Genomic DNA, 19,880 nt, shown 5'->3' with positions numbered 1-19,880 from the left:
AAGGAGTTTATATCGATAAATCACTTTCCTTTCGCTAATTAAGATAAGGTCATCTTCCAGCCTCCTGCGTCAACGCTACAATTTTAGCTGCCGTTTCTTCCACACTCAAACCCGTGGTATCAAGAATGACAGCATCTTGGGCTGGCTCCAGCGGCGAAACCTCTCGTTCAGTATCCTGTCGATCCCGTTTTCGCATATCTTGAGCGACTTCTTCAAAAACCACATTTTTTCCCGCTTTCACGAGCTCCCTCCATCGGCGATTTGCCCGTTCCTGTTGTGATGCGGTTAAAAAGATTTTAAGAGAGGCTTCTGGCAAAACATGTGTACCTATATCACGCCCATCCATAACTACTCCCCCTCGCTCTGCCTCCCTGCGCTGCAATTCAACCAAACGTTCCCTAACCCCCGCATAAGCTGCAACGGTAGAAACTGCGCGAGAAATTTCCGGACTTCTAATCACCTGTGTAACATTCTCCCCATCACACCAGACCGTTCCTTCATCCGTATGATCCAGAACAACCTCCGCCGTTTTGGCAATTTGACTTACGTTAAGTTCGTCTTCAAATTGAACTTGGTTTATTAGGACTTTATAAGTGATTGCCCGATACATAGCCCCGGTATCCACATAGAATAGATTCAACTGCTTGGCTACAAGCTTAGCTACCGTACTTTTACCGGCACCTGCAGGACCATCGATGGCAATTTGCAATACCTGTTGTTGTTTTTGCTTCACACAAAATGCTCCTTTTCTTTAAATCGGTAAGCTTGCTGCAATCAATGTCGCAACTATGTTATTTAACCCATGTAACGCTATCGCAGGGTAGAGCGATTTATACTTATCATAAAGGTAAACTAAGACCATTCCTAAGATAAAGCGCGGGAAAAATCCGTAGGCTTGGAAATGAAGAGCGGAAAAAATCATAGCGCTGAGCACAGCTGAGGTCCATTTTCCTAAGTACGCTTGCAAGCATCCAAAAATAATCCCCCTAAATAACGTTTCTTCCACCATGGGAGCTAATACGCCCGCAATAACCAAATTCAGAATCAAGGAATACCATGTGGCTTGTCCTAATAATTTGACATAAACATCTGTATCGGAAGGGGTTAAACCATGCCGGTAGAGAAAAATTGCATAACTAATATTTATAATCCAGGTTAAAGCATATAATTTCAAGATCTTTGGCAGTAATTTTTTAAGCGGCACAGAACGCCAACCAAAATCCGCCCATTCCCAGTGCCGGATTCTTTTCATGGTCCAAATCAAGAGGGCAAGAGATAACTGCGTCAGAAACGCGTTAAGATACATTAAAAAGCGTTCATAAGGCCAGCGCTCCATTAACCAGAAGGTTCCAAAAGCCAATATAATATAAATGCACACAATCCCGCCTAAAACTATAACCAGATCTACCCAACTCAAGTAACGTTTCAGAAGAAAATTCGATTGGATTTCTTCATTCATTGACATACCTCCAAAATAATTTCCTTAAATTCCCTGGATGAATATAGTTAAAAAAAGCCATCCTAAGAACAAAAGAAAGGAGGAGTTACTATGTTTTATCATCAAAAACACACTCATACCCATGGGTTTCTCTTTATACTTAGTTTATTGGCAGCTTTCTTACTCGGTCGAAAATCTGAACAGTATGGTTTTACTATTATATCACGCAGGTGTGGATGTAATCCCGATGAAGAGGATAAGCAGGATATAAAGAACGACCCCGACATTTCCGCACAGAGCTAGCCCCAATTACCTCCAAATTGATGTATATTCCTCATATCCATTAACTTAATTCCAGTATAACTTACTTTCACCAATAAGTAATCGCCCTACGTGGTGTACCATAACCGAAACTCCGAGATTATTCCCGGAGTTTCCTATTTTATACTAGTCAGAGCTCCTCTTCAATCGTTACCAACTTTATTCACTACCGAATGGGCTTAAAATTCTTTACCTTGTATATCACAAGTAAATTTGGGTAATAAAAAGCGTGTTCCTGCGTCAATATTATTGAAGGCTTAAAGCCCATATTCTTAAAGCCCATATTCTTAAAGCCCATATTTAGCTAACTTTCCATAAAACGCCGAGCGACTTATTTTGAGAAGCCGGGCTGCAGCACTTTTATTTCCATTCGCTTTTCTCAGGGCTTCCAAGAGAATTTCCTTATCAACATCACCTAATAGTCTACGGTAGGTTGATGGTTCCAGCGGCTCGTTAGGTTCCACGGTTCTCCAGGAGCTCATAGGCTCTATGCGGGCTATGGGTTCCAGCCCCAACCGCACAATTTGGGTTGGAAGATCCTCGAGCCCAATTTCCCCTTCCCAAACATAATTGGCGGCTCTCTCAATAGCGTTTTCCAGTTCCCGAATGTTTCCAGGCCAAGCATAAGATTCTAAAGCATTTTTGGCCCGGGAATTTATTCCGATGACATTTGAGCCTAAAATTCGGTTGTATTTTTCAATAAATGATTCAGCTAAAATCAGAATATCTTCAGAACGCTCGCGTAGCGCAGGCAAATTAAATTCGATGACATTGAGACGATAGAAAAGATCCTCGCGAAAAGCGCCCATCGCGATCCTTTTCCGTAAATCTCGATTCGTGGCAGCAATAATTCGCACATCAACCCCGCGAATGCTTTGTCCGCCCACCCGGATAAATTCTTTTTCCTGTAACACCTGTAAAATTTTAACTTGAATCGACAGCGGCATATCCCCAATTTCATCCAGAAAAATTGTCCCGCCATCCGCACGCTCAAAATAGCCCGATTTTCCCTTTTTAGACGCTCCGGTAAAGGAACCTGGGGCATAACCAAACAGTTCCGATTCTAATAAGGTTTCCGGTATAGCTGCACAATTCACTTTGATAAAAGGATGTTTCATCCTAGGACTCGCAGCATGAATGGCATGGGCAAAGATGTCCTTGCCAACTCCACTTTCCCCGGTCAACAGGACCGTCGAACTACTGCGTGCAATGCGTTGGGCGTCCTTTTTCATCTTATTGAACTTTGGATTTTTAGAGACAATATGATCAAAACTCCTAATCTCTGCTCCCCGTTTTTCCAGTTCATTGCGATAATATTGAACCTGTTGATTTAACGAAAACCATTTTCGAGCGATCTCTTCAGTGAGCACATTATCTTCAAGATAGACTGTACTCACCACCCCCGTTATCCCAATTCCATTGTTCTCTTCTTGCGTAATTGGGATGTGAGAAACAATACAGTTTCTCCCTTTTATGACACATTCGTCAACTTCGGCTGTACCTGTTTTCAGGACTTGAGCCGGACTTTTCGTTTGGAGTAAAGCATCCACCGGTCTGCCTGTGATATTTGCAGAGGGTTCTGCGAGCAGCTGACTGGCCCTCTCATTGACAAATCTTACCGTACCTGTCATATCCGAAACAAACACACCATCCGAAGAAGCGCTGAGAACTCCACTAAGGGTTGACTGCAATTCTTTGACTATTTTCAGTTCCTGGGCAATTTGAATAGCGTACGAGATGTCCAAGAGCGCAATGCTTGTTCCGATTGGTACTTCTCCTTCCAGGATCGGTACTTGATTTACAATCACATGCACGGATTTCACGATTTGTCTTATACCTAAGCGGCGTTTCTTGGAAACCGTAATCTCCGGGAGGATCTCTTTGAGACTAATTCCTTTAACCTCTGATGCCCTAAGTCCAAACATTCTTTCAGCGGCGGGATTAATCCGCAATATTAATTCCTCACGATTAATAATAACGATCCCCTCGGAATTAGCCCGAAATAATGATTCAAGCAGAGCAGAGGAAGTCATGATCACATTCAGGCTTTCGCGCAGATATTCTGCGGTGCCTATCATTCCTACCACTTTATTCGAGCCATCCACGACAACAACATAATCAACCCGACTTCGATTGATTCTCACTACGAGTGATATTTCATCATAGGTGAGATCCGATGATACAAAAACGGGATCAAAAACCACGTACGCATTGCATGGATCATCAAGGCTTAAGCCATCTAATAACGCCTTAAATAACCTTTTTTTCGGAAAGACGCCAATAAGGTTTTCATCCTCGCCAACGACCGGAAGCGTATTCAATTTATATTTATGGAAATGCCGAATCACGGTTCGGAGGGAATCACCTAAATGAAGAACCTCAAATTGTTTATTCATCATCTTCTCGACAATTAACCACGAAGCAGAATCCAAAACATTGAAAATATCCATTTTACTTCTTCCTTCTGTAGGTCATGACAATTTCCGCTGAAATATCCCCAAGTGCCCCCAGCGGAATAACAACTTACGAATCCCTGGCATAATGATTTCTACCCAGACTCAGGTCTTCCGCCATAAACTCCTCCATCGAGCCGTCAGGGAAACCGACGATCAGCCCTCCTCTTGCGCTGATATCTACTGCCCGTCCCTGCTCAGGACCACTATCCCTATTGATGGATACATCCCTACCCAAGGTTACATTGTTATCGATCCATTTCATTCGAAGATAGGAATGTCCTCCGTGCAGAAAACTCTGATAGTGCCCCTCCCAAGAGCTAATAAACTGCTGCAGTACTTTCCAACGCGAAACATTTTGTCCTAATTCCATCCTCAGTGAAGTACTCGATTCCCGGCAATCTGGAGGAAGTTGATGGGCATCGAGATTAACATTAATGCCAACCCCCATAATGACGTATTCGAGAGCATTTTCAGTAAAACTACTTTGGGCGAGTATGCCGCAGACCTTTTTGCCACGTATGACTATGTCATTGGGCCATTTAATTCCCGCTGCACAGCCTGTCGTTTTTTTAATAGTTTCGGCAACGACCACCCCACATAGGAGTGTGAGCTGAGGAATTAACTGCCTATCGATTTCAGGCCTTAAGACCATAGACAGCAAAATGCCCTGGCCTGCCGGACACACCCACTGGCGTTGCAACCTTCCCAGGCCGGAAGTTTGCGTCCTGCTCAGTACGATGGTACCTTCTGAAGCTCCGGAGCGAGCCAATAGTTGAGCCACCCTGTTGGTTGACGTTACTTCCCGATAAAGAAATACCTCCTTACCCATCCAATGGATCAATTTATGGGGCAAGGCAGCCTCTCCATGGACCTTCTCCTCTATTGTTGCCATATTCCCGAAATCCACCTCAATCCCCTTATTTTAAGCATATATACCTTATTGCCCGTATAGCTGCCGCCTATTTATTATTACCACATCTTGTTCCAGAAGTAAACGGAACTACAGACGCAACAACCTAAGCGCATTACCACCAAGAATATTTTCTACACCCTCCGCCGGTAACGGTAACTTACGGATAGCTTCCATATTGTGCTTGATCCTGGACATACCCGGCCAATCGCTGCCAAAAATGACTTTAGCCGTGTTGCGAGCAAGTTCAGGAAAATAGGTCAACAGTTTGGCCGGAGGAAGACCGGCCAGCTCCATATAGACATTAGCGTGCAGTTTAGAGAGAAAGAAAGCCCTGTCGTACCAGAACCCCCGACCCGAGTGAGCCATAACCAGATTTAAATTCGGGAAATCTACCGCCACATCATCCAAGTGCAGCGGATCTCCATACTTTAGGCGAGAACCCCGAAAAATTGATGATCCGGTATGAATCAGGATGGGAATGCCTAAATCCTGGGCAGCTTGGTAGAGCGGGTAGATTCTCTGATCGTTGAGGTAGTAATGTTGGTAGGTGGGATACAATTTTAACCCCCGGAAACCCTCATCTTCAACTTTGTGGCGCAGTTCGTCACCCAAGTTAGAGAAAATATAAGGATTAACGTCACAAAATGGTACCAGCCTCGACCGACCCCGACAGAAGTCTCTCACTTGCTCATTCGTGCAGACCCCCGTAGTAATAGGACTCAACTCTGCAAGCACGCAGGCATAATCAACTCCTTCTGACGTTAACAGTTCTTCAAAAGCTCCCGGGTCATTATAATGCTTAATATAGTCCTCAAACCCTACCGGATGAGCTTGCTTCAACCACTCAGTTACCCACGGCTGGTAAGAGGTATATAACCCCAGATGCACATGAAAATCGACCCGCAGCTTAGGGGATTTTTGGTCCGCAATTTCAAGTGTCAAATGTTTCCATCTCCTTTCATTATACAAGATCATTTAGAAGCGCAGACCTTCTCCAGGTTGTTAACGCTAAAACAATACTGAAACGTTACAAACTCGCGTTAGTCAACACGAGTTTGTTAGCATCCTAATCCTCCCGAGGAAAGGAGTATAGAGTATAGAAAATATGTTTAAATGGAAAGTCGCCCTGAGCACGGTTCACCCATAAAATACAGCAGCTTTCATTATTACTTTGTTGGCTATAGTGCGCTTCATTATTATAAACTAGTCGGGGTCGGCTTGTAACCCGTAAGTTCATGATTTTCCCGTTAATATACGGTACCCTTAAACGGAACACATGTTCTATTTAAGGGTGGTGGCATATGATACCTGCCTGCATTATGAACCCTGACGTTTATACAGCCCGAATCCCCCGCAAAAACCAATATTATCGGTGCGTGGAAACACATTTTGAGGAACTGGCAGCTTCAGCGGCATAGATGTCTATTTATTATAAATTAAAGTATTAAAAATAAGTGCAAAAAGGAGGTCTTTTGCAAAACCCCCTTTTTATTCTTCAGTTAATCTTAGAAATCAGGAGTTAAAACAATTCTCTTCATTAATTTGCCGGCATGAGTCTCTTCGAAAGCGGTGGCGATCTGGCTCATCGGCCGTACGTCTACGAATGGTTCAACCTTGATTTTTCCATCCAAGACCATTTTCAGGACTTCGGGGTAGTACTTGGGCAGGCAGCCCCATGTCCCTTCGATTTCGGCGTCAAAGGCCATCAGCTTGGAGATCATGTATTCAATTTTCTGCATGCCGAATCCGACAACCATCATTTTGCCCACAAAGGAAAGGAAATTCAGGGCAATTTCCTGGCCCATTTTTGTCCCGGTGGACTCGAAGATTTTCCACCCTACGTTGTGAGGCAGACCATTAGCCTTGCAGTAGGCACGGAATTCTGCAGTAATGGCTTTCATGTCTTTGTCCTGCGTGCTGATTGCACAGGTTGCGCCGAAGCTTAAAGAACGCTCCAGCTTTTCCTGGTTGCGGGCAATGGCTACTACCGCCTTTGCGCCCATAGCGCCTGCAAGCTGGGTCAAGTAGCTGCCGACTCCGCCCGTTGCGCCGGTTATCATTACAAGATCCCCTTCCTTAACACCGGCTTTAACTAACGCCTGGTAGGGGGAGGTAATCGCATCCGCCACTACAGCCAGCCACTCCAAAGGCATGCCTTTTCTGTCTCCGACTAAGCAAAGGTCCTCTGCGGGAACAGGGATATGGCTAGAGAAGCCGCCGTACATGCCCAGGCTGTTGCCGGGCATTTTCTGCGCCAAGCAACGGTTGCCCCTGCCGGAAGCGCAGATTGCACATTTATTGCAGCCCATGACTGCCGGAATAATAACTTCCTTGCCGACCAGATTGTCTGGTCCTGCAACAACCGTACCGCTGATCTCGTGTCCGAGGGTCAGAGGGGGTTTGTTGACGGTTGGTACGCCATCATAAAAATAGCCAACGTCAGTGTGGCAAACGCCGCAAGCTGCGACTTTCACCAACGCTTCACCCGGCTGCAGTTCCGGAACGTCAATGCTCGTCTTCAGTAATTTACCGGGTTCAACCATTTGCCATGTGTCAATCTTTGAAGGTATACCCATTATAATTTCCTCCTTATAACTTTTTAACTTTACTACCTAAAACTTAAGGTCGGCCGCTTATTTCGCGGTTTACTTGCCCTGCCAGACCGGACGCCTTTTTTCATTATAGATTGTCTTAAATTGCCTGTCAAGTGGATTAGGTTATTCTTTCCATGGTAGAACCCTTACCCCTGTTCGATAACAATACCCTGGTCAACTTCAAAATTTTTAAGTGAAAATAACCTTCTTTTGTCGGATATCTACAATACCCTTTTGGGTAATGCGCACATACGGTAAACCAGTAAAGCCTAAAAAGCCCAGTCCAAAAATCGGATCATCCCATGGACAACCTTTTTCTTGTAAGAACGTATTCAGCTTTGTTATGTCCTGTGCTAACTCTTCTAAATCAGCAGTGGATAAAACCCCACCAATCTTCATAGGTAACTCTGTAACAAGTTGACCGGCTTCATAGATAACGATTCCGCCGCCCAACTCCAACATGCGGTTAGCCGCTAAAGCCATATCCTGCTCATTGTTACCTACCGCCATGGGGGAATGAGTCTCATGGGCAATACTACTAACAATTCCCCCGACCACAGCACCAAAACCTGTGAGCAGTCCTGTTAGCCAAGAATTCCCGTCTGCCGACCACAAAGATATTTTCAAAAGATCGGGACTTCCCTGTATTTCTACCTGACCGTTATGAACCGGCAGAGTAAGATTTACAGGTTGCGTAATGGTCTTACTAATCATCTTGATACATGGAATTTCTGCCGTATCCCCCACTGATTTGATCGAAAAGTCCTCAGGTTTAACAGGCGTTCGGGGTATTCTACCTTCCCGCCAATCCTGTGCCCTGACTTCAGGAAACATGGGGATATCAGTTGTTAATTCACCTTTATGGGCGACTGCTTTACCTCCGACCCATATGGTCTCCGGTAAAGGATTTTCGAGGTCTTCTACCAAAAGCATATCTGCTAAACGTCCTGGGGCAATGCCGCCAATATCATTATCTAGCCCTAAATAAGTTGCGGGATTGATCGTAACCATTTGAATAGCTTTCAGAGATGGAATCCCAAATTTCACCGCCTCAGAAACTAAATAATTCAAATATCCGTATTTTAAAACGTCCTGAGGACTGAACCAGTCAGGACTGAGCATTACCCTGCTGGTGTCGAGATGAGGATTTTTGGTAATCAATTCTGATAAAGGTTCCAAGTCAGCGCGGATTGAACCATGCCTGAGGATCGTATACAAACCCAACCTGAGGCGATCTAAAGCTTCCGCAGCTGTAACACTTTCGTGGCAGGATGTGAAACCACAGGATATCAAGGCATTAAGCTTTTCATGGGAACATCCGGCCATATGACCCTCAATCCGTTTCCCTTGTTCCCGAGCATAAACCAGTTTGGCAATAAACTCCCGTTCCAGTTCCATGAGCCTGCCCCAACACGTTACTTCACTTACAGCCAGAACCCTGGGATTTGCAAGAAACGACGCTACTACATCCTGAGTAAAAACATCCTCGCCTTCAAATTCAGGTAAGGGTGGGAAGACCGCCGGCGCAGCCAGGTAATAACGGAACGGAATGTCCGCAGTGGCGTCTAACATAAGTTTCAAACCTTTAGGTCCTAAGGCCCCACAAATATCATGGCTATCTGTAAGCATACCAGTAGTTCCCGTAGGTAAGATCTTTTTAGCCAAAGCCAGAGGATTGGAAATAAAATCAGCGTGGCCGTGAACATCAATAAACCCCGGTAAAAGGTACATCCCCTTACCGTCAACGACCTCTGTTGACGGTCCAATTTTTGCCCCAGGACCCACGTATGCAATTCGGCCCTGCCAAACAGCTACTTCCTGTCCCCTCAGAATTTCGCCTGAATATACATTAACTAAGTGGATATTCCGGATAATAAGCTCGGGAAATATTCTACCTAAGGCTACCTTGATAAGGCCTTCTCTGGTATTCAACACTTTTGTCATCTCCCAAATTATGTTTGTTTACCAGGAACTGAGAACACACCCATAGGCTCACGAGCCACTTCCTCCCCTGAGCCATCCTTACATCCGCAATTAGTTGTCAACTGTTCACCTACTTTCTCCTCTAAATGACTAAGTTACTAGATACTTAAACCTCAACTATCGATAAACTGACAATTTACCGCTATGATAAACTGAAAATCTACCGCTAATCGCTTTTTTATGCAAATATCATGCCCGTTTCGCTTACTGTCATACCATTTGAGTATCAATCTGCTGACATTGCTATTTTAACCGTCAAAAAGCAACTGTCAACGGATTATCGCCAGTCAATTTGTCTAAAGTTCTTCATAGGGGAATGCTAAACCCCACTGCATATTTGCAGTGGGGTTTAGCATTCCCCTTGCAAAAAGTCTGTTTGGATCAGAGTTTGTCCCGAATCATATTTGCATCATAATAATGCGAATCTGATTCGGTTGTTAATTCACTTAGCTGGAGGCAGAACTTTTACAATTCCAGCTTAGAATGAAAACATATATGTCTGAATAAATATTGCATGCAGAGCTTTAAGTGAAAGGGGACTTTCTGAATGTCCAATGCACATATTAAAAAGATGTTTCCCGGTGCCCTTACCTCTCAAGGGTTTTACTCATTCTACCATTACATGATTCAACAAAATGCTAACCAAATATTCGTTCTCAAAGGGGGGCCGGGTGTAGGTAAATCAACGTTTATGAAAAAGATTGGGCAAACTATGTTAGATCTCGGCTACGATATCGAATACCATTGTTGTTCCTCAGACAATAACTCAATTGACGGGGTGGTTATCCCAAATTTTAAGATTGCTTTATTAGATGGAACAGCTCCCCATATCGTGGATCCTAAAAACCCGGGTGCCGTAGATGAAATCGTTAATCTCGGTGAATATTGGGACGAAGCTCTGATCAAGCAGTCCAAACAAGAGATTATATCCTGTAATGCAAAAATAAACGGTTATTTTCAAAAGGCGTACTTTGCCTTACAAGAAGCTAAGATCGCCTTAGAAGAATGGAAATCCTACACAAAACCTTATCAGGATTGGACCAAAATTAACCAGATGACATTGCGGATTGAGAAAGAAATTTTTATTTCTGCGCCAAAAGCCCTAGGGAATGAACGGCATCTCTTCGCATGGGCTCATACACCACAAGGAAAAACAGAATTCATCGATACGCTGCTATATGATACGGATACGCTCTATATGCTAATAGGCCAACCAGGGATTGGTAAATCCACCTTTCTTGCTCGAATAGCCGAGCGAGCATCGATTTACGGCTTGGATGTTCAGTACTATCACAATACCCTTGATCCTGCAATGCTGGATCTCATCATCCTTCCGGAACCTCGGATTGCTTTCGTTATTAACTCTGAGCCCTATTCCTACACTCCGAAGTTTGATGGGAAAATTATTACGTTAAATTTCGAGCAGAGCCTTAATGTGGCTCAACTCATGGAAGACTGCGGAGGGGAGCTCCAAGATTGTCAACATCGGGTAAACCAGCATATTACGCGAGCACGGAAGCATTCGGAAAAAGCGAAGGCAACCCATGATTTACTCGAAACATATTATGTGCCAGCCATGAACTTCTCTGATATTGAAAAGAAGCTGAATTCCATACTCCAAAGGATCCTTGCTTTTGAAGAACAACCTGCTGTTGCACCAATGACAACCATTTACCCATAATAAATTTATTCTAATATTTAATTCCCCTTTCCTTTAATTCATGCAACTTATTTTGAGAACATTCCTCGCACCTAAACTCTGGGTTTTTATCTTGTGTTTTATCGTAATTTGTCGTTTTAACTAATCTAAAGCCCTTTGAAACCTGACCACAATCAACGCATTTTATTTTTTCCTGAATTTCCCAGAGTGGATAATAGACATTATTTTTAAATATATATCTATCGACCCAGAAGAATATTAGTGCACCTATAAAATTTGCAACTATAGTTTTGATCGTAATATTAAAATTCATATAATACATACATAGCGCTAAAATCGGTGTACTGCATTGCCAACGTATGATGTAGAATACATACTTTTTAAGCATTATTATCTAATCCTTTCTTTATCCCACAACTTCTATTATCTAAGCTTCTTAATGGTCATTATATCTATTAACGGACCAGTTTATCAATACAGCCTCCCCGCATGGTCTGTACCAGAGACTGGATGCACTATCGTCTCCGAAAAGAGTTTTTCGCCTGGATGAGTACAGGCTTTTCTACCTCTTTTTGGGTACGCACTGCTGAAAGGCAAAAAAATGATTGAATTGTATCATAATAAGTAATAAAATTAAATGATTATTGAGATCATTAGGAGGCTGTATTTATGATAGAAATTGCTTTAACCAAAGTAGAAAAAGTGGGCTCTTTACCCATCGACAATGAACTCGGTTTTGGAAGAATTTTTACTGACCACATGTTTGTAATGAACTATCTGACGGGAAAAGGTTGGCATTCCCCGCGCATCATTCCTTATGCTGATTTTCCTGCCAGTCCTTCGATGATTGCCTTACATTATGGTCAAGCAATTTTTGAAGGAATGAAAGCTTTTCGCTCCGATGACGATCGTCTTCGGGTATTCAGACCATATGAATATTTGAACCGGTTTAACCGCTCTGCCCGATTTCTTAACATTCCCCAAATGGATGTTGAACAAATCCATACGGCATTATTTAAACTTTTAGCTTTAGAAAAGGACTGGATTCCAGGTAAGCTTGGTACTTCCCTTTATATCAGACCCTTTGTTGTCGCTGATGAATCGCAACTTGGCGTCAAGGTAGCGGACAGCTATAAATTATTTATTATTCTTTCCCCAGTCGGTGCTTACTATAAAACCGGCTTTAATCCCATTAGCATTAAAGTTGAAGATAAATATGTCCGGGCTACTAAAGGCGGGCTAGGTGAAGCGAAAACACCGGCTAATTACGCCATGAGTTTAGCCGCACAACAAGAAGCTTACGCTGAAGGTTTCGGACAAGTTCTCTGGTTGGATGCTGTCCACCGCAAATATATTGAAGAAGTAGGGACCATGAATATTCTCTTCAAGATTAATGGTGAAATCATTACACCGGCCCTCAACGGCAGTATATTAGGGGGCATAACCCGTAAGACCGTCCTGGAATTATGCCGAAGCTGGGGGATAAAAGTATCTGAACGCCAGATTTCTATTGAGGAAGTATTTGAAGCCCATGCCAAAGGTGAGTTAGAAGAAGTTTTTGGTTCCGGTACCGCTGCGGTCATCTCCCCTGTTGGCGAGCTATCTTGGAAGGGACAAAAAATCGTCATCAGCAATAACCAAACCGGTGAATTTGCACACAAGCTCTTTAATTATGTTACAGGCGTACAGTCTGGAAAAATTGCGGATCAATTTAATTGGATGGAGGAAATAAAAAGTTAATCGTCTAATTGCATCCCTCAGTCCCATTTCTTATTAAAAAATACCCGTTGGACGCTCTTTACGTGTCCAATGGGTATTTACTATTCACTAAAAATGAAGGGTTGATTTAGTTGACCTTAATGCGTTTGCCTTCCTTAAGCCCTGGGAGCTCAGGATCTAGAAGGACCTGCTCTCCGTCGCGGAGCCCTTTTTCAATGATCGTTTCTTTATCGTTTTCTAAGCCCTTGGTCACAGGTTGTACGATAGCCTTGCCATCGCGTACCAACCAAAGTGCTTGCCCTCCTTGATAAGGGAAGAGTGCAGTTTTGGGAACGAGCAGACAATCAGTTTCTTGATGGGTGATAAATTGAACATCCATACTGCTGCCGAGAATTACCGGTGTATTGCTTTCGAGCAGGAGGGTTACTTCGACCCGGTTTTCTTTAAGTCCAAGAGAGGAGATCCGTTCACTCGCTGACGGGGCGATCGATTTAATTTTCCCGGTCAGCAATATATCGCCGGAACTTGTTGCCTGCAAAATATTAACCGAACTTCCCGGTTTGATATCCAGCGCATCACTGGCCAGGACATAGCTTTCCAGTTTATAGCCTTGGGTTTGAGCAATTGTGAGCAAAAGCTGCCCCGAGGGAACGACCATCCCCGCTTTGACGGTAAGATCTTTAATGATGCCATCCTGTGGTGCGGTTAGCTTGGTCCGTTGAATTTTATCTTCCAGCTGGCTGATCTGAGCATTTAAAGCTTGCTTTTGACCTGAAAAATTAAGCTCTGTTCCCGGAACGGGTATTTGCTGCTCCTCGAGAACCTGAATGGCGACTTTTTGTTGTTCGAGGAAACTCCTGGCTTTATCTGCTTGGCGCTGTGCTTCTTCGTACTCAACAAGCGGAAGTGCGCCGGCCTCATAAAGGGCTTTACTTCGCTCCAGAGCTTGTTCTTGCGTAAGAAGATCCTTTTCCGCTTGCTCGATCAGCAGATTTTGTTGTTGGATGAGGGCAGTTTGGGGAGCACGATAGGCGGCTTGCAGCCGCTGTCCTTCTAAACTGATAAGCTGGGCTTTCAGAACATCAATTTGGTTTTGAATATCCTGAGTCTCAAGTTCGACCAACAGCTGTCCTTTGCTGACGTAATCCCCGTTTTCGACGTGCAGCGCTTTGATTTTTCCATCGACCGGATTAAAGAGCGACGCTTCCTTTAAGGACAGGACTTGCGCTTCTTCCGTAAATCCTTTTGAAAACTCCCCAGAATGTACCGTTAAGACTTTTCCGTTCAGCGGTAAAGCTGATGCGGCAAAAACCCCCGCTATAATCAGAAGCGCAATCAGACTCAAAACCAGAATCTTTTTGGTTAGCCCTTTGATCCGGAACTGCCCGATCATTTTATTGGTAACCTGTGTTGGAGTGGGACTTTGCAGTGACATAAGGCTCCCTCCTTGTTATAGACTTTGAATATAAAACCTTATGCCGCATATGCGGCACCATCATAAGAATGAAAACGTGATCTGCATAAGCCTTACTCTTTAGTGGCCATGATTTCAACGAAGGGTAGTTTTTTAATCTTGCGATACGCGCGGGTTTGGGCAATCCACATGGAAAAGACAGTGCCAACTGCAGCACCGATCAGTGCAGAAAAAGGAAGCTGCGCCGGAATGGAATATAAGTCAGTGCTTAAGGCTTGAACCATACCTGCCAGCAGAGCATAGGAAAGGGGAATCCCCAGGAAAATGCCAAGCAGGGTTAAGAGCCATTGCTCAGAAGTAATCACCCGCAAGACCTCCTTTGGTGTCAGACCGAGCACCCGCAGCGAGGCAAGTTCACGTTGTCTCTCTGAGAGTGTAATAATACTGGAATTAAAAATAAGTGCAAAACCGGCGATTCCGGCCAGAATGGCAAAGATATAGGTAGTAAAACCATAAGAGCCCATCATCTCAAGGATCTTCGCCTTACTTTCCTGGCTATCCTCAAGGGAAGAGACCTGGCTCGCGTCCCGATATTTCTTTTTAAAGGAACTCCGCTCTTCCGGATCCATTTGAATCAACATCGAGGTACTGATATCGCCTTGCTGCAGGAAATTTTGCAGGGCCTTAATTTCCATAAAAGCATTAAGTCCAATATACTGCGGAACGATTCCCTGAACAACCAAGCTTTCTTCCTTTGAGCCGATCAGCTCGCGGCGAAGCGGACTTTCAACCGTAAGAAAATCCCCGGCTTTAACCTGGAGAAGATTGGCTAAACGCTCGGAAAGCAGAATTCCACCGGTTGGCACGGCAACTTTTTGCTCATTTTTGTCTAAGATATTATACAGTGTGGCATCAGGCGATAAACCCATAATGGCAACTTCTTTTTTCAGCCATTGATTTTTTAAAGTTACCGGGACTTCTATAACAGGCTCGATTTTGGAAATCCCGGGTTCATGCGCAAGTGTATGAAGCGTCGTTTTCGTAGAGATTGGAGAAGTAAGGGAAAGCTTGATATCATATGTTTGCACTTTATCAAACTGGTCGGTAGTCAGTGTATCTATCATACCTTGCATAGACCAGGAAACCGTCATCAGACAAAAGACGACAGCCATGCCCAGGATCGTAAATAAGCTGCGTACGGGAGCACGCATCACGTTGCGGATCCCCATTTGCGCTTGAGAGGAAAGTTTAGTCCACAGCCAGGTTATTCGTTCGATAAGGGTTTTATGTGCTGAACCGGGGGCAGCAGGGCGCATGGCATCAGCGGGTTCCAGGCGGAGAATATTGAGGCTGCCTTTAATACCGCTGAAAAGACTGAAAATCAGGGCAAGAGCGATTCCCAGGATAAGGTATTTAAAAGAGAAGGTACCATGCAGACCGGGCAAGGCAAAAAATTCCTGATACAATGAAGTCAACGGATAGGATAAGGCAATACCGGCTAATCCCCCCAGAATTCCTCCCAGACTGCCAATGATCAGGGGGTAGGAAAGATAATGCAGGATTATTTCCCGATTTGTGAAGCCAAAAGCCTTTAGTATGCCAATGATTCCTCTTTGTTGCTCGATCATGCGAATGAGCATGGTATAAAGGATAATTGAAGCAACCCCAAGAAAAATAACCGGCAGGGTTTTCGTCTCCCCTCTCAGTGAATTCAATTCACTGCTGAGGATGGCATGGCTGGTTTGATCCTTGCGGGGAATAATGCTTTGGACGCCATATCGTTTGAGGTCTGTTTGCAGAGTATCTTTGACTGCATTAAAATCAGCTGCGGGCTGTAGGGTAAAAACAATATCATTGACCTGACCGGATTCCTTAATCAGGCCTTTGAGCGAATTAAGCGGGATATAGGCAATTCCAAAGGTTTTAGGATCCGGATAAAGATCTTGCGCGGTTCGCATGGAATAAATAAACTCCGGACTTTGGGCTAAGCCCACCAGAGTGAAGCTGACTCTTTTTCCTTCCAGGATGAGGGTTAAGGTATCTCCGAGGGAAAGGTTATTTGCGGCATAAAACTTCGGATCTATGAGAATTTCCGCGGCATGTTCATCGGGTAACCGACCGCTGCTGATTTGAAGCCGGTTTAAGCCTTCAGAGCTTGACAGATTCATGGAAACGAGGCGGAGTGAGCGGTTAGGCCCGCCTGTTTCTTTTTCATAAATATTAACATCTTTTACGATCCGGCCCTCAACTTGCGCGATACCCGGCAGATTGGCTAAATCTTTAACTTTATTTTCAGGGTAGCCCGTCAAACGGATAAAGCCGTCCGCAAAGTTAGTTTGCGCGTAAAAGTTCTCTTGCGAACGTTCTAAGTTCTCGAGGATAACGGACATGGAGGTAAAGGACATCAGGCCGATGGCAATAACCACTATGCAAGCGAGATAGATCCCAATATTTTCTTTAATTTCCCTTAGGAGTTTTTTCCGCAAGACTACCATGACAATTCCTCCGGTGCAAGCGGCTGTTCATTAATTGTCACGCGCTCCATGGCGCCATCTTTGAGATAAAATACACGATTGGCCATTTTAGAAACTTCTACGTTATGGGTGATAACGAGAATAGTCATCCGATAGTCTTGATTAAGCCGTTTCAATACCTTGAAAACCTGAATTCCGGTTTGAACATCCAAAGCTCCCGTCGGTTCATCACAGAGGAGAAGAGCAGGTTTTTTAACAATCGCCCGGGCAATAGCTACGCGTTGCTGTTCCCCGCCGGAGAGCTGGGATGGAAAATGATCGGCTAAGCTGCCCAGGCCGACATCCCGGAGAACCGTTTCAATCTTAAGATGGTCAGGTGCCAGTTCAGCTGCTAATTTGACATTTTCGTAGGCGGTCAAATTGGGCATCAGGTTATAGTGCTGAAAAACAAAACCAACTTCATTGCGGCGGTAAAGGGTGAGTTCTGCTGCACTCGCTTCATGAAGGGGTTGTTCTTTGTAATAAAGCTCACCGGCTGAAGGCAGCATCATACCGCCAATAATGTTAAGCAGCGTCGTTTTACCTGAGCCGCTGTATCCGAGGACGACAATGAATTCTCCTTGAAGGACTTGGAAATCAATTCCCTTTAAGACTTCAGTTTCCACTGTTCCGGTTATAAAGGTCTTCCGGATTCCTTTTCCTTCGAGCAGGATCGTCAAGCGACTCACCTCCTAGCGCAATTAAATGACTTATCCAAATAGCACAAGCCTTATGTATCGTCTGAAGTTGCGCACCCAAAAATGGCTGGCATTTAGTTTGCAAAGGTGAAAAATATAGCTAAAATCCGCATGAACACTGAGTTTCTGGTATTATTAGATGACGATCCAAATTAACCAAAAATAAGGTGTTAGCATGCGGAAACTGTCAAAGAAATTGAAGACGTGCTCCAAAGTCATGATTATTCGATTTACAACATTATATGTGAAGGAAGGAAGACATTCAAGCTTAAACACAGTGCCATCTGATCCAATTACTGGCGATAAATAGACAAAACCGCCACCTCCAAAAGAAAATGCCCATTTGAGGTTAGAATTCTGAGGTCTTAAACTGAGATTGTCTTCATTAAAGCTCTAATAAATTTTATGAATCTTATAATTATCACTTAAGCTTAATGATTCAGTTGGCACCGCTGTTACTATTCCGCCAATTACTTCTCCATTAATAATAATCGGAAAAGAAACAGCATAGTATTCAATCCCTATAACTTCAGCACCGATTATTTCCTTTACTTTTTTTCTTGTTTGAATTGTCTGATATGCCGCAGAACCAGATAAAATAGCATCACCTTCTTTTACAGGCAAGCTGATTGCTACACCATGTTTAATAGTAACATATTTCTCGCGATCAAATAAAGCAACAAAGGCTTTCCCAAAATTAGCATCATGAAGCATATCAACGATTTGTTTGAAATGTTCAAGCATATTTTTTCCCCCCATTAACCAATCCGGGCGTAATAAAGTTATTTTTACGGGCGTGCTTAAATATACTGTATCCCCTCATCATATACAGTCACGGTTTCCAGTCCGTCTTGAGTTACCAGATAGGTATTTTCAATTCCTGCGACGCCGTCCGGGAAGGTAAATTTGGGTTCCAAGGCGAAGACCATACCTGGCTCCAGCGGCGTTGTGAATCCGCGTCCGATAACCGGCAATTCATCCAGTTCAATGCCAACGCCGTGACCGACAAATGCCAATGGTGTCGGGTAGCCTGTAAAATGCTTGGCAAACGGACTTTCATCAGCTATTTGCCGCGCCAAATCGAAAAGCTTCCCACACGGTACCCCCGGCTTGGCCAGTTTCCGGATCTGCTTCAGGATTTCGATTGCTACTGCGTAGGCCTGCACCAGGTGGTCAGGTAATTTCCCAATGCAATAAATCCTGGCCTGGTCCAAGATGTATCCATCGCAGATAAAGCCGAAGTCCACTAACACAGACTCGTTCCGGCCAATCAGCTTATCGCTGGCACCCTGCGCGAACGCCGGGCCGACCCCTTTGCCTCCAACCGCTCCCCAGAAATAGCTGGGATCGGTATTTTGCCCGGATACAACATGCGTTTGAACCAGATCCTGATTGAATCCTCGTATTCTGCAAAAACCAGGGTGGCCCTTCTCCCGGAAAAAAGCGTCAACCATCGCGGCCACTTTCAGTTCCGACATACCCTCGCGTAAATTTGCCTTGACAAAGGAAAGTAATTCTGCGTGTACCTTGGCTCCGTCTCTGATTATTTCCACTTCATAATCCGATTTGACCATACGCACTGTGCGGATTAGAGAACTGACATCAACAATATTAGCCGATTTCACGAGCTTCTGATAGCGCATATACGTGTTTGCAGGCAGCACATCCAGCTCAAAGCCCAGGGTTTTAAAGCCACTATAGCCATATAACTGGAGAACATTAAACAGCTCCTTAAGGCTGTCCAGGTAGACTATATTGTCCAGTGAGGACTCTTCCCTGGCCCGTTCATAACTCTTTTTCACCAATAGTACCGGTTTGCCCTCTGCCGGAATAAAAAGGTGGGATTGCTGCACAGTCCCGCTGAAGTAATAGAGGTCAGCGTTTTGAACAAATATTACCCCGTCGATATCCTGTTGTTTTAAGAGTACTTGCAGCTTAGCAACCCGTTGGTCCAACTCTTTTTTCGGAGTATAGCGCACAATATTATCTCCTTCCTTTACAATTATTACAACTTACCTGAATTTGCATCCTCAAATCACTAAATTTCGTATTCCATCCCACTAGTGCGATACCCGATTTTACCAGGCATATTTTACTGGGCATATATTTTAATATTTCTACATTTTCCCCTCATATCCTTCCTTGATAGCAAAATAATCTATCGGCACCTA

At 44.1% G+C, this 19,880-nt stretch carries 16 protein-coding genes; 3 read left to right on the top strand and 13 right to left on the bottom strand.

Going from position 1 to position 19,880, the window contains the following annotated elements; all coding sequences use genetic code 11:
* Positions 1-49: 49 nt before the first annotated feature.
* Together cmk and AC6I5A_RS09870 are read right to left on the bottom strand one after the other, a co-directional pair.
* Positions 50-733, bottom strand: a complete 684-nt coding sequence (gene cmk / locus AC6I5A_RS09875; RefSeq protein ID WP_034615083.1) for a (d)CMP kinase — start codon at positions 731-733, stop codon at positions 50-52.
* Positions 734-751: 18 nt separating this feature from the next.
* The gene (locus AC6I5A_RS09870) at positions 752-1,459 is read right to left on the bottom strand and encodes a CPBP family intramembrane glutamic endopeptidase (protein ID WP_034615080.1); all 708 of its coding nucleotides are present in this window, start codon (positions 1,457-1,459) and stop codon (positions 752-754) included.
* A gap of 90 nt (positions 1,460-1,549) precedes the next feature.
* Between AC6I5A_RS09870 and AC6I5A_RS09865 the strand changes: the two genes are divergently transcribed.
* Positions 1,550-1,741: a hypothetical protein gene (locus AC6I5A_RS09865; protein ID WP_034615078.1), complete on the top strand. Its 192-nt coding sequence runs from the start codon at positions 1,550-1,552 to the stop codon at positions 1,739-1,741.
* 305 nt (positions 1,742-2,046) lie between these two features.
* Here the strand turns inward: AC6I5A_RS09865 and AC6I5A_RS09860 are convergent, their stop codons facing one another.
* The 5 genes from AC6I5A_RS09860 to AC6I5A_RS09840 form a co-directional block, all read right to left on the bottom strand.
* Complete coding sequence (locus tag AC6I5A_RS09860; RefSeq protein ID WP_034615076.1) at positions 2,047-4,209, bottom strand: sigma-54-dependent Fis family transcriptional regulator; 2,163 nt, start codon at positions 4,207-4,209, stop codon at positions 2,047-2,049.
* Between the two features lie 73 nt (positions 4,210-4,282).
* A complete protein-coding gene (locus AC6I5A_RS09855) occupies positions 4,283-5,107 on the bottom strand; it encodes a biotin--[acetyl-CoA-carboxylase] ligase (RefSeq protein WP_497900645.1) in 825 nt (274 codons plus the stop codon).
* Between the two features lie 108 nt (positions 5,108-5,215).
* Entirely contained in the window at positions 5,216-6,070 is an 855-nt protein-coding gene (locus tag AC6I5A_RS09850; RefSeq protein ID WP_034615074.1) for an amidohydrolase family protein, read from the bottom strand.
* 563 nt (positions 6,071-6,633) lie between these two features.
* On the bottom strand, positions 6,634-7,704 hold the full coding sequence (gene had, locus AC6I5A_RS09845) for a 6-hydroxycyclohex-1-ene-1-carbonyl-CoA dehydrogenase (protein ID WP_034615072.1): 1,071 nt from the start codon (positions 7,702-7,704) through the stop codon (positions 6,634-6,636).
* Positions 7,705-7,911: 207 nt separating this feature from the next.
* A complete protein-coding gene (locus AC6I5A_RS09840) occupies positions 7,912-9,657 on the bottom strand; it encodes an adenine deaminase C-terminal domain-containing protein (RefSeq protein WP_034615070.1) in 1,746 nt (581 codons plus the stop codon).
* A gap of 595 nt (positions 9,658-10,252) precedes the next feature.
* On the opposite strand from AC6I5A_RS09840, the gene AC6I5A_RS09835 reads away from it, so the two are divergent.
* Complete coding sequence (locus AC6I5A_RS09835; protein WP_034615068.1) at positions 10,253-11,386, top strand: PRK06851 family protein; 1,134 nt, start codon at positions 10,253-10,255, stop codon at positions 11,384-11,386.
* A 10-nt stretch (positions 11,387-11,396) separates the two neighbouring features.
* Here AC6I5A_RS09835 and AC6I5A_RS09830 read toward each other — a convergent pair whose 3' ends face one another.
* Positions 11,397-11,753, bottom strand: a complete 357-nt coding sequence (locus tag AC6I5A_RS09830) for a hypothetical protein (protein WP_034615066.1) — start codon at positions 11,751-11,753, stop codon at positions 11,397-11,399.
* Between the two features lie 281 nt (positions 11,754-12,034).
* Here AC6I5A_RS09830 and AC6I5A_RS09825 point away from each other — a divergent pair, with 281 nt between their 5' ends.
* A complete protein-coding gene (locus AC6I5A_RS09825) occupies positions 12,035-13,105 on the top strand; it encodes a branched-chain amino acid aminotransferase (protein ID WP_034615064.1) in 1,071 nt (356 codons plus the stop codon).
* Between the two features lie 106 nt (positions 13,106-13,211).
* On the opposite strand, the gene AC6I5A_RS09820 is transcribed toward AC6I5A_RS09825, so the two are convergent.
* The 5 genes from AC6I5A_RS09820 to AC6I5A_RS09800 all read right to left on the bottom strand — a co-directional run bounded on the left by AC6I5A_RS09820 (position 13,212) and on the right by AC6I5A_RS09800 (position 19,688).
* Positions 13,212-14,519: an efflux RND transporter periplasmic adaptor subunit gene (locus AC6I5A_RS09820; RefSeq protein WP_034615062.1), complete on the bottom strand. Its 1,308-nt coding sequence runs from the start codon at positions 14,517-14,519 to the stop codon at positions 13,212-13,214.
* A 92-nt stretch (positions 14,520-14,611) separates the two neighbouring features.
* Entirely contained in the window at positions 14,612-16,993 is a 2,382-nt protein-coding gene (locus AC6I5A_RS09815; RefSeq protein WP_034615059.1) for an ABC transporter permease, read from the bottom strand.
* Positions 16,987-17,691, bottom strand: coding sequence for an ABC transporter ATP-binding protein (locus AC6I5A_RS09810; RefSeq protein ID WP_034615057.1), 705 nt, complete (start codon positions 17,689-17,691; stop codon positions 16,987-16,989). The genes AC6I5A_RS09815 and AC6I5A_RS09810 overlap by 7 nt, the downstream gene beginning before the upstream one ends.
* Before the next feature lie 411 nt (positions 17,692-18,102).
* Positions 18,103-18,453, bottom strand: a complete 351-nt coding sequence (locus AC6I5A_RS09805) for a hypothetical protein (RefSeq protein ID WP_052168013.1) — start codon at positions 18,451-18,453, stop codon at positions 18,103-18,105.
* Positions 18,454-18,509: 56 nt separating this feature from the next.
* On the bottom strand, positions 18,510-19,688 hold the full coding sequence (locus tag AC6I5A_RS09800; protein WP_034615054.1) for a M24 family metallopeptidase: 1,179 nt from the start codon (positions 19,686-19,688) through the stop codon (positions 18,510-18,512).
* Positions 19,689-19,880 lie beyond the last annotated feature (192 nt).

It is taken from the genome of Desulfosporosinus sp. Tol-M2 (assembly GCF_059735615.1).
Note: the sequence above shows the minus strand (reverse complement) of the source record. Positions and strands in the feature narration are given on the sequence as shown.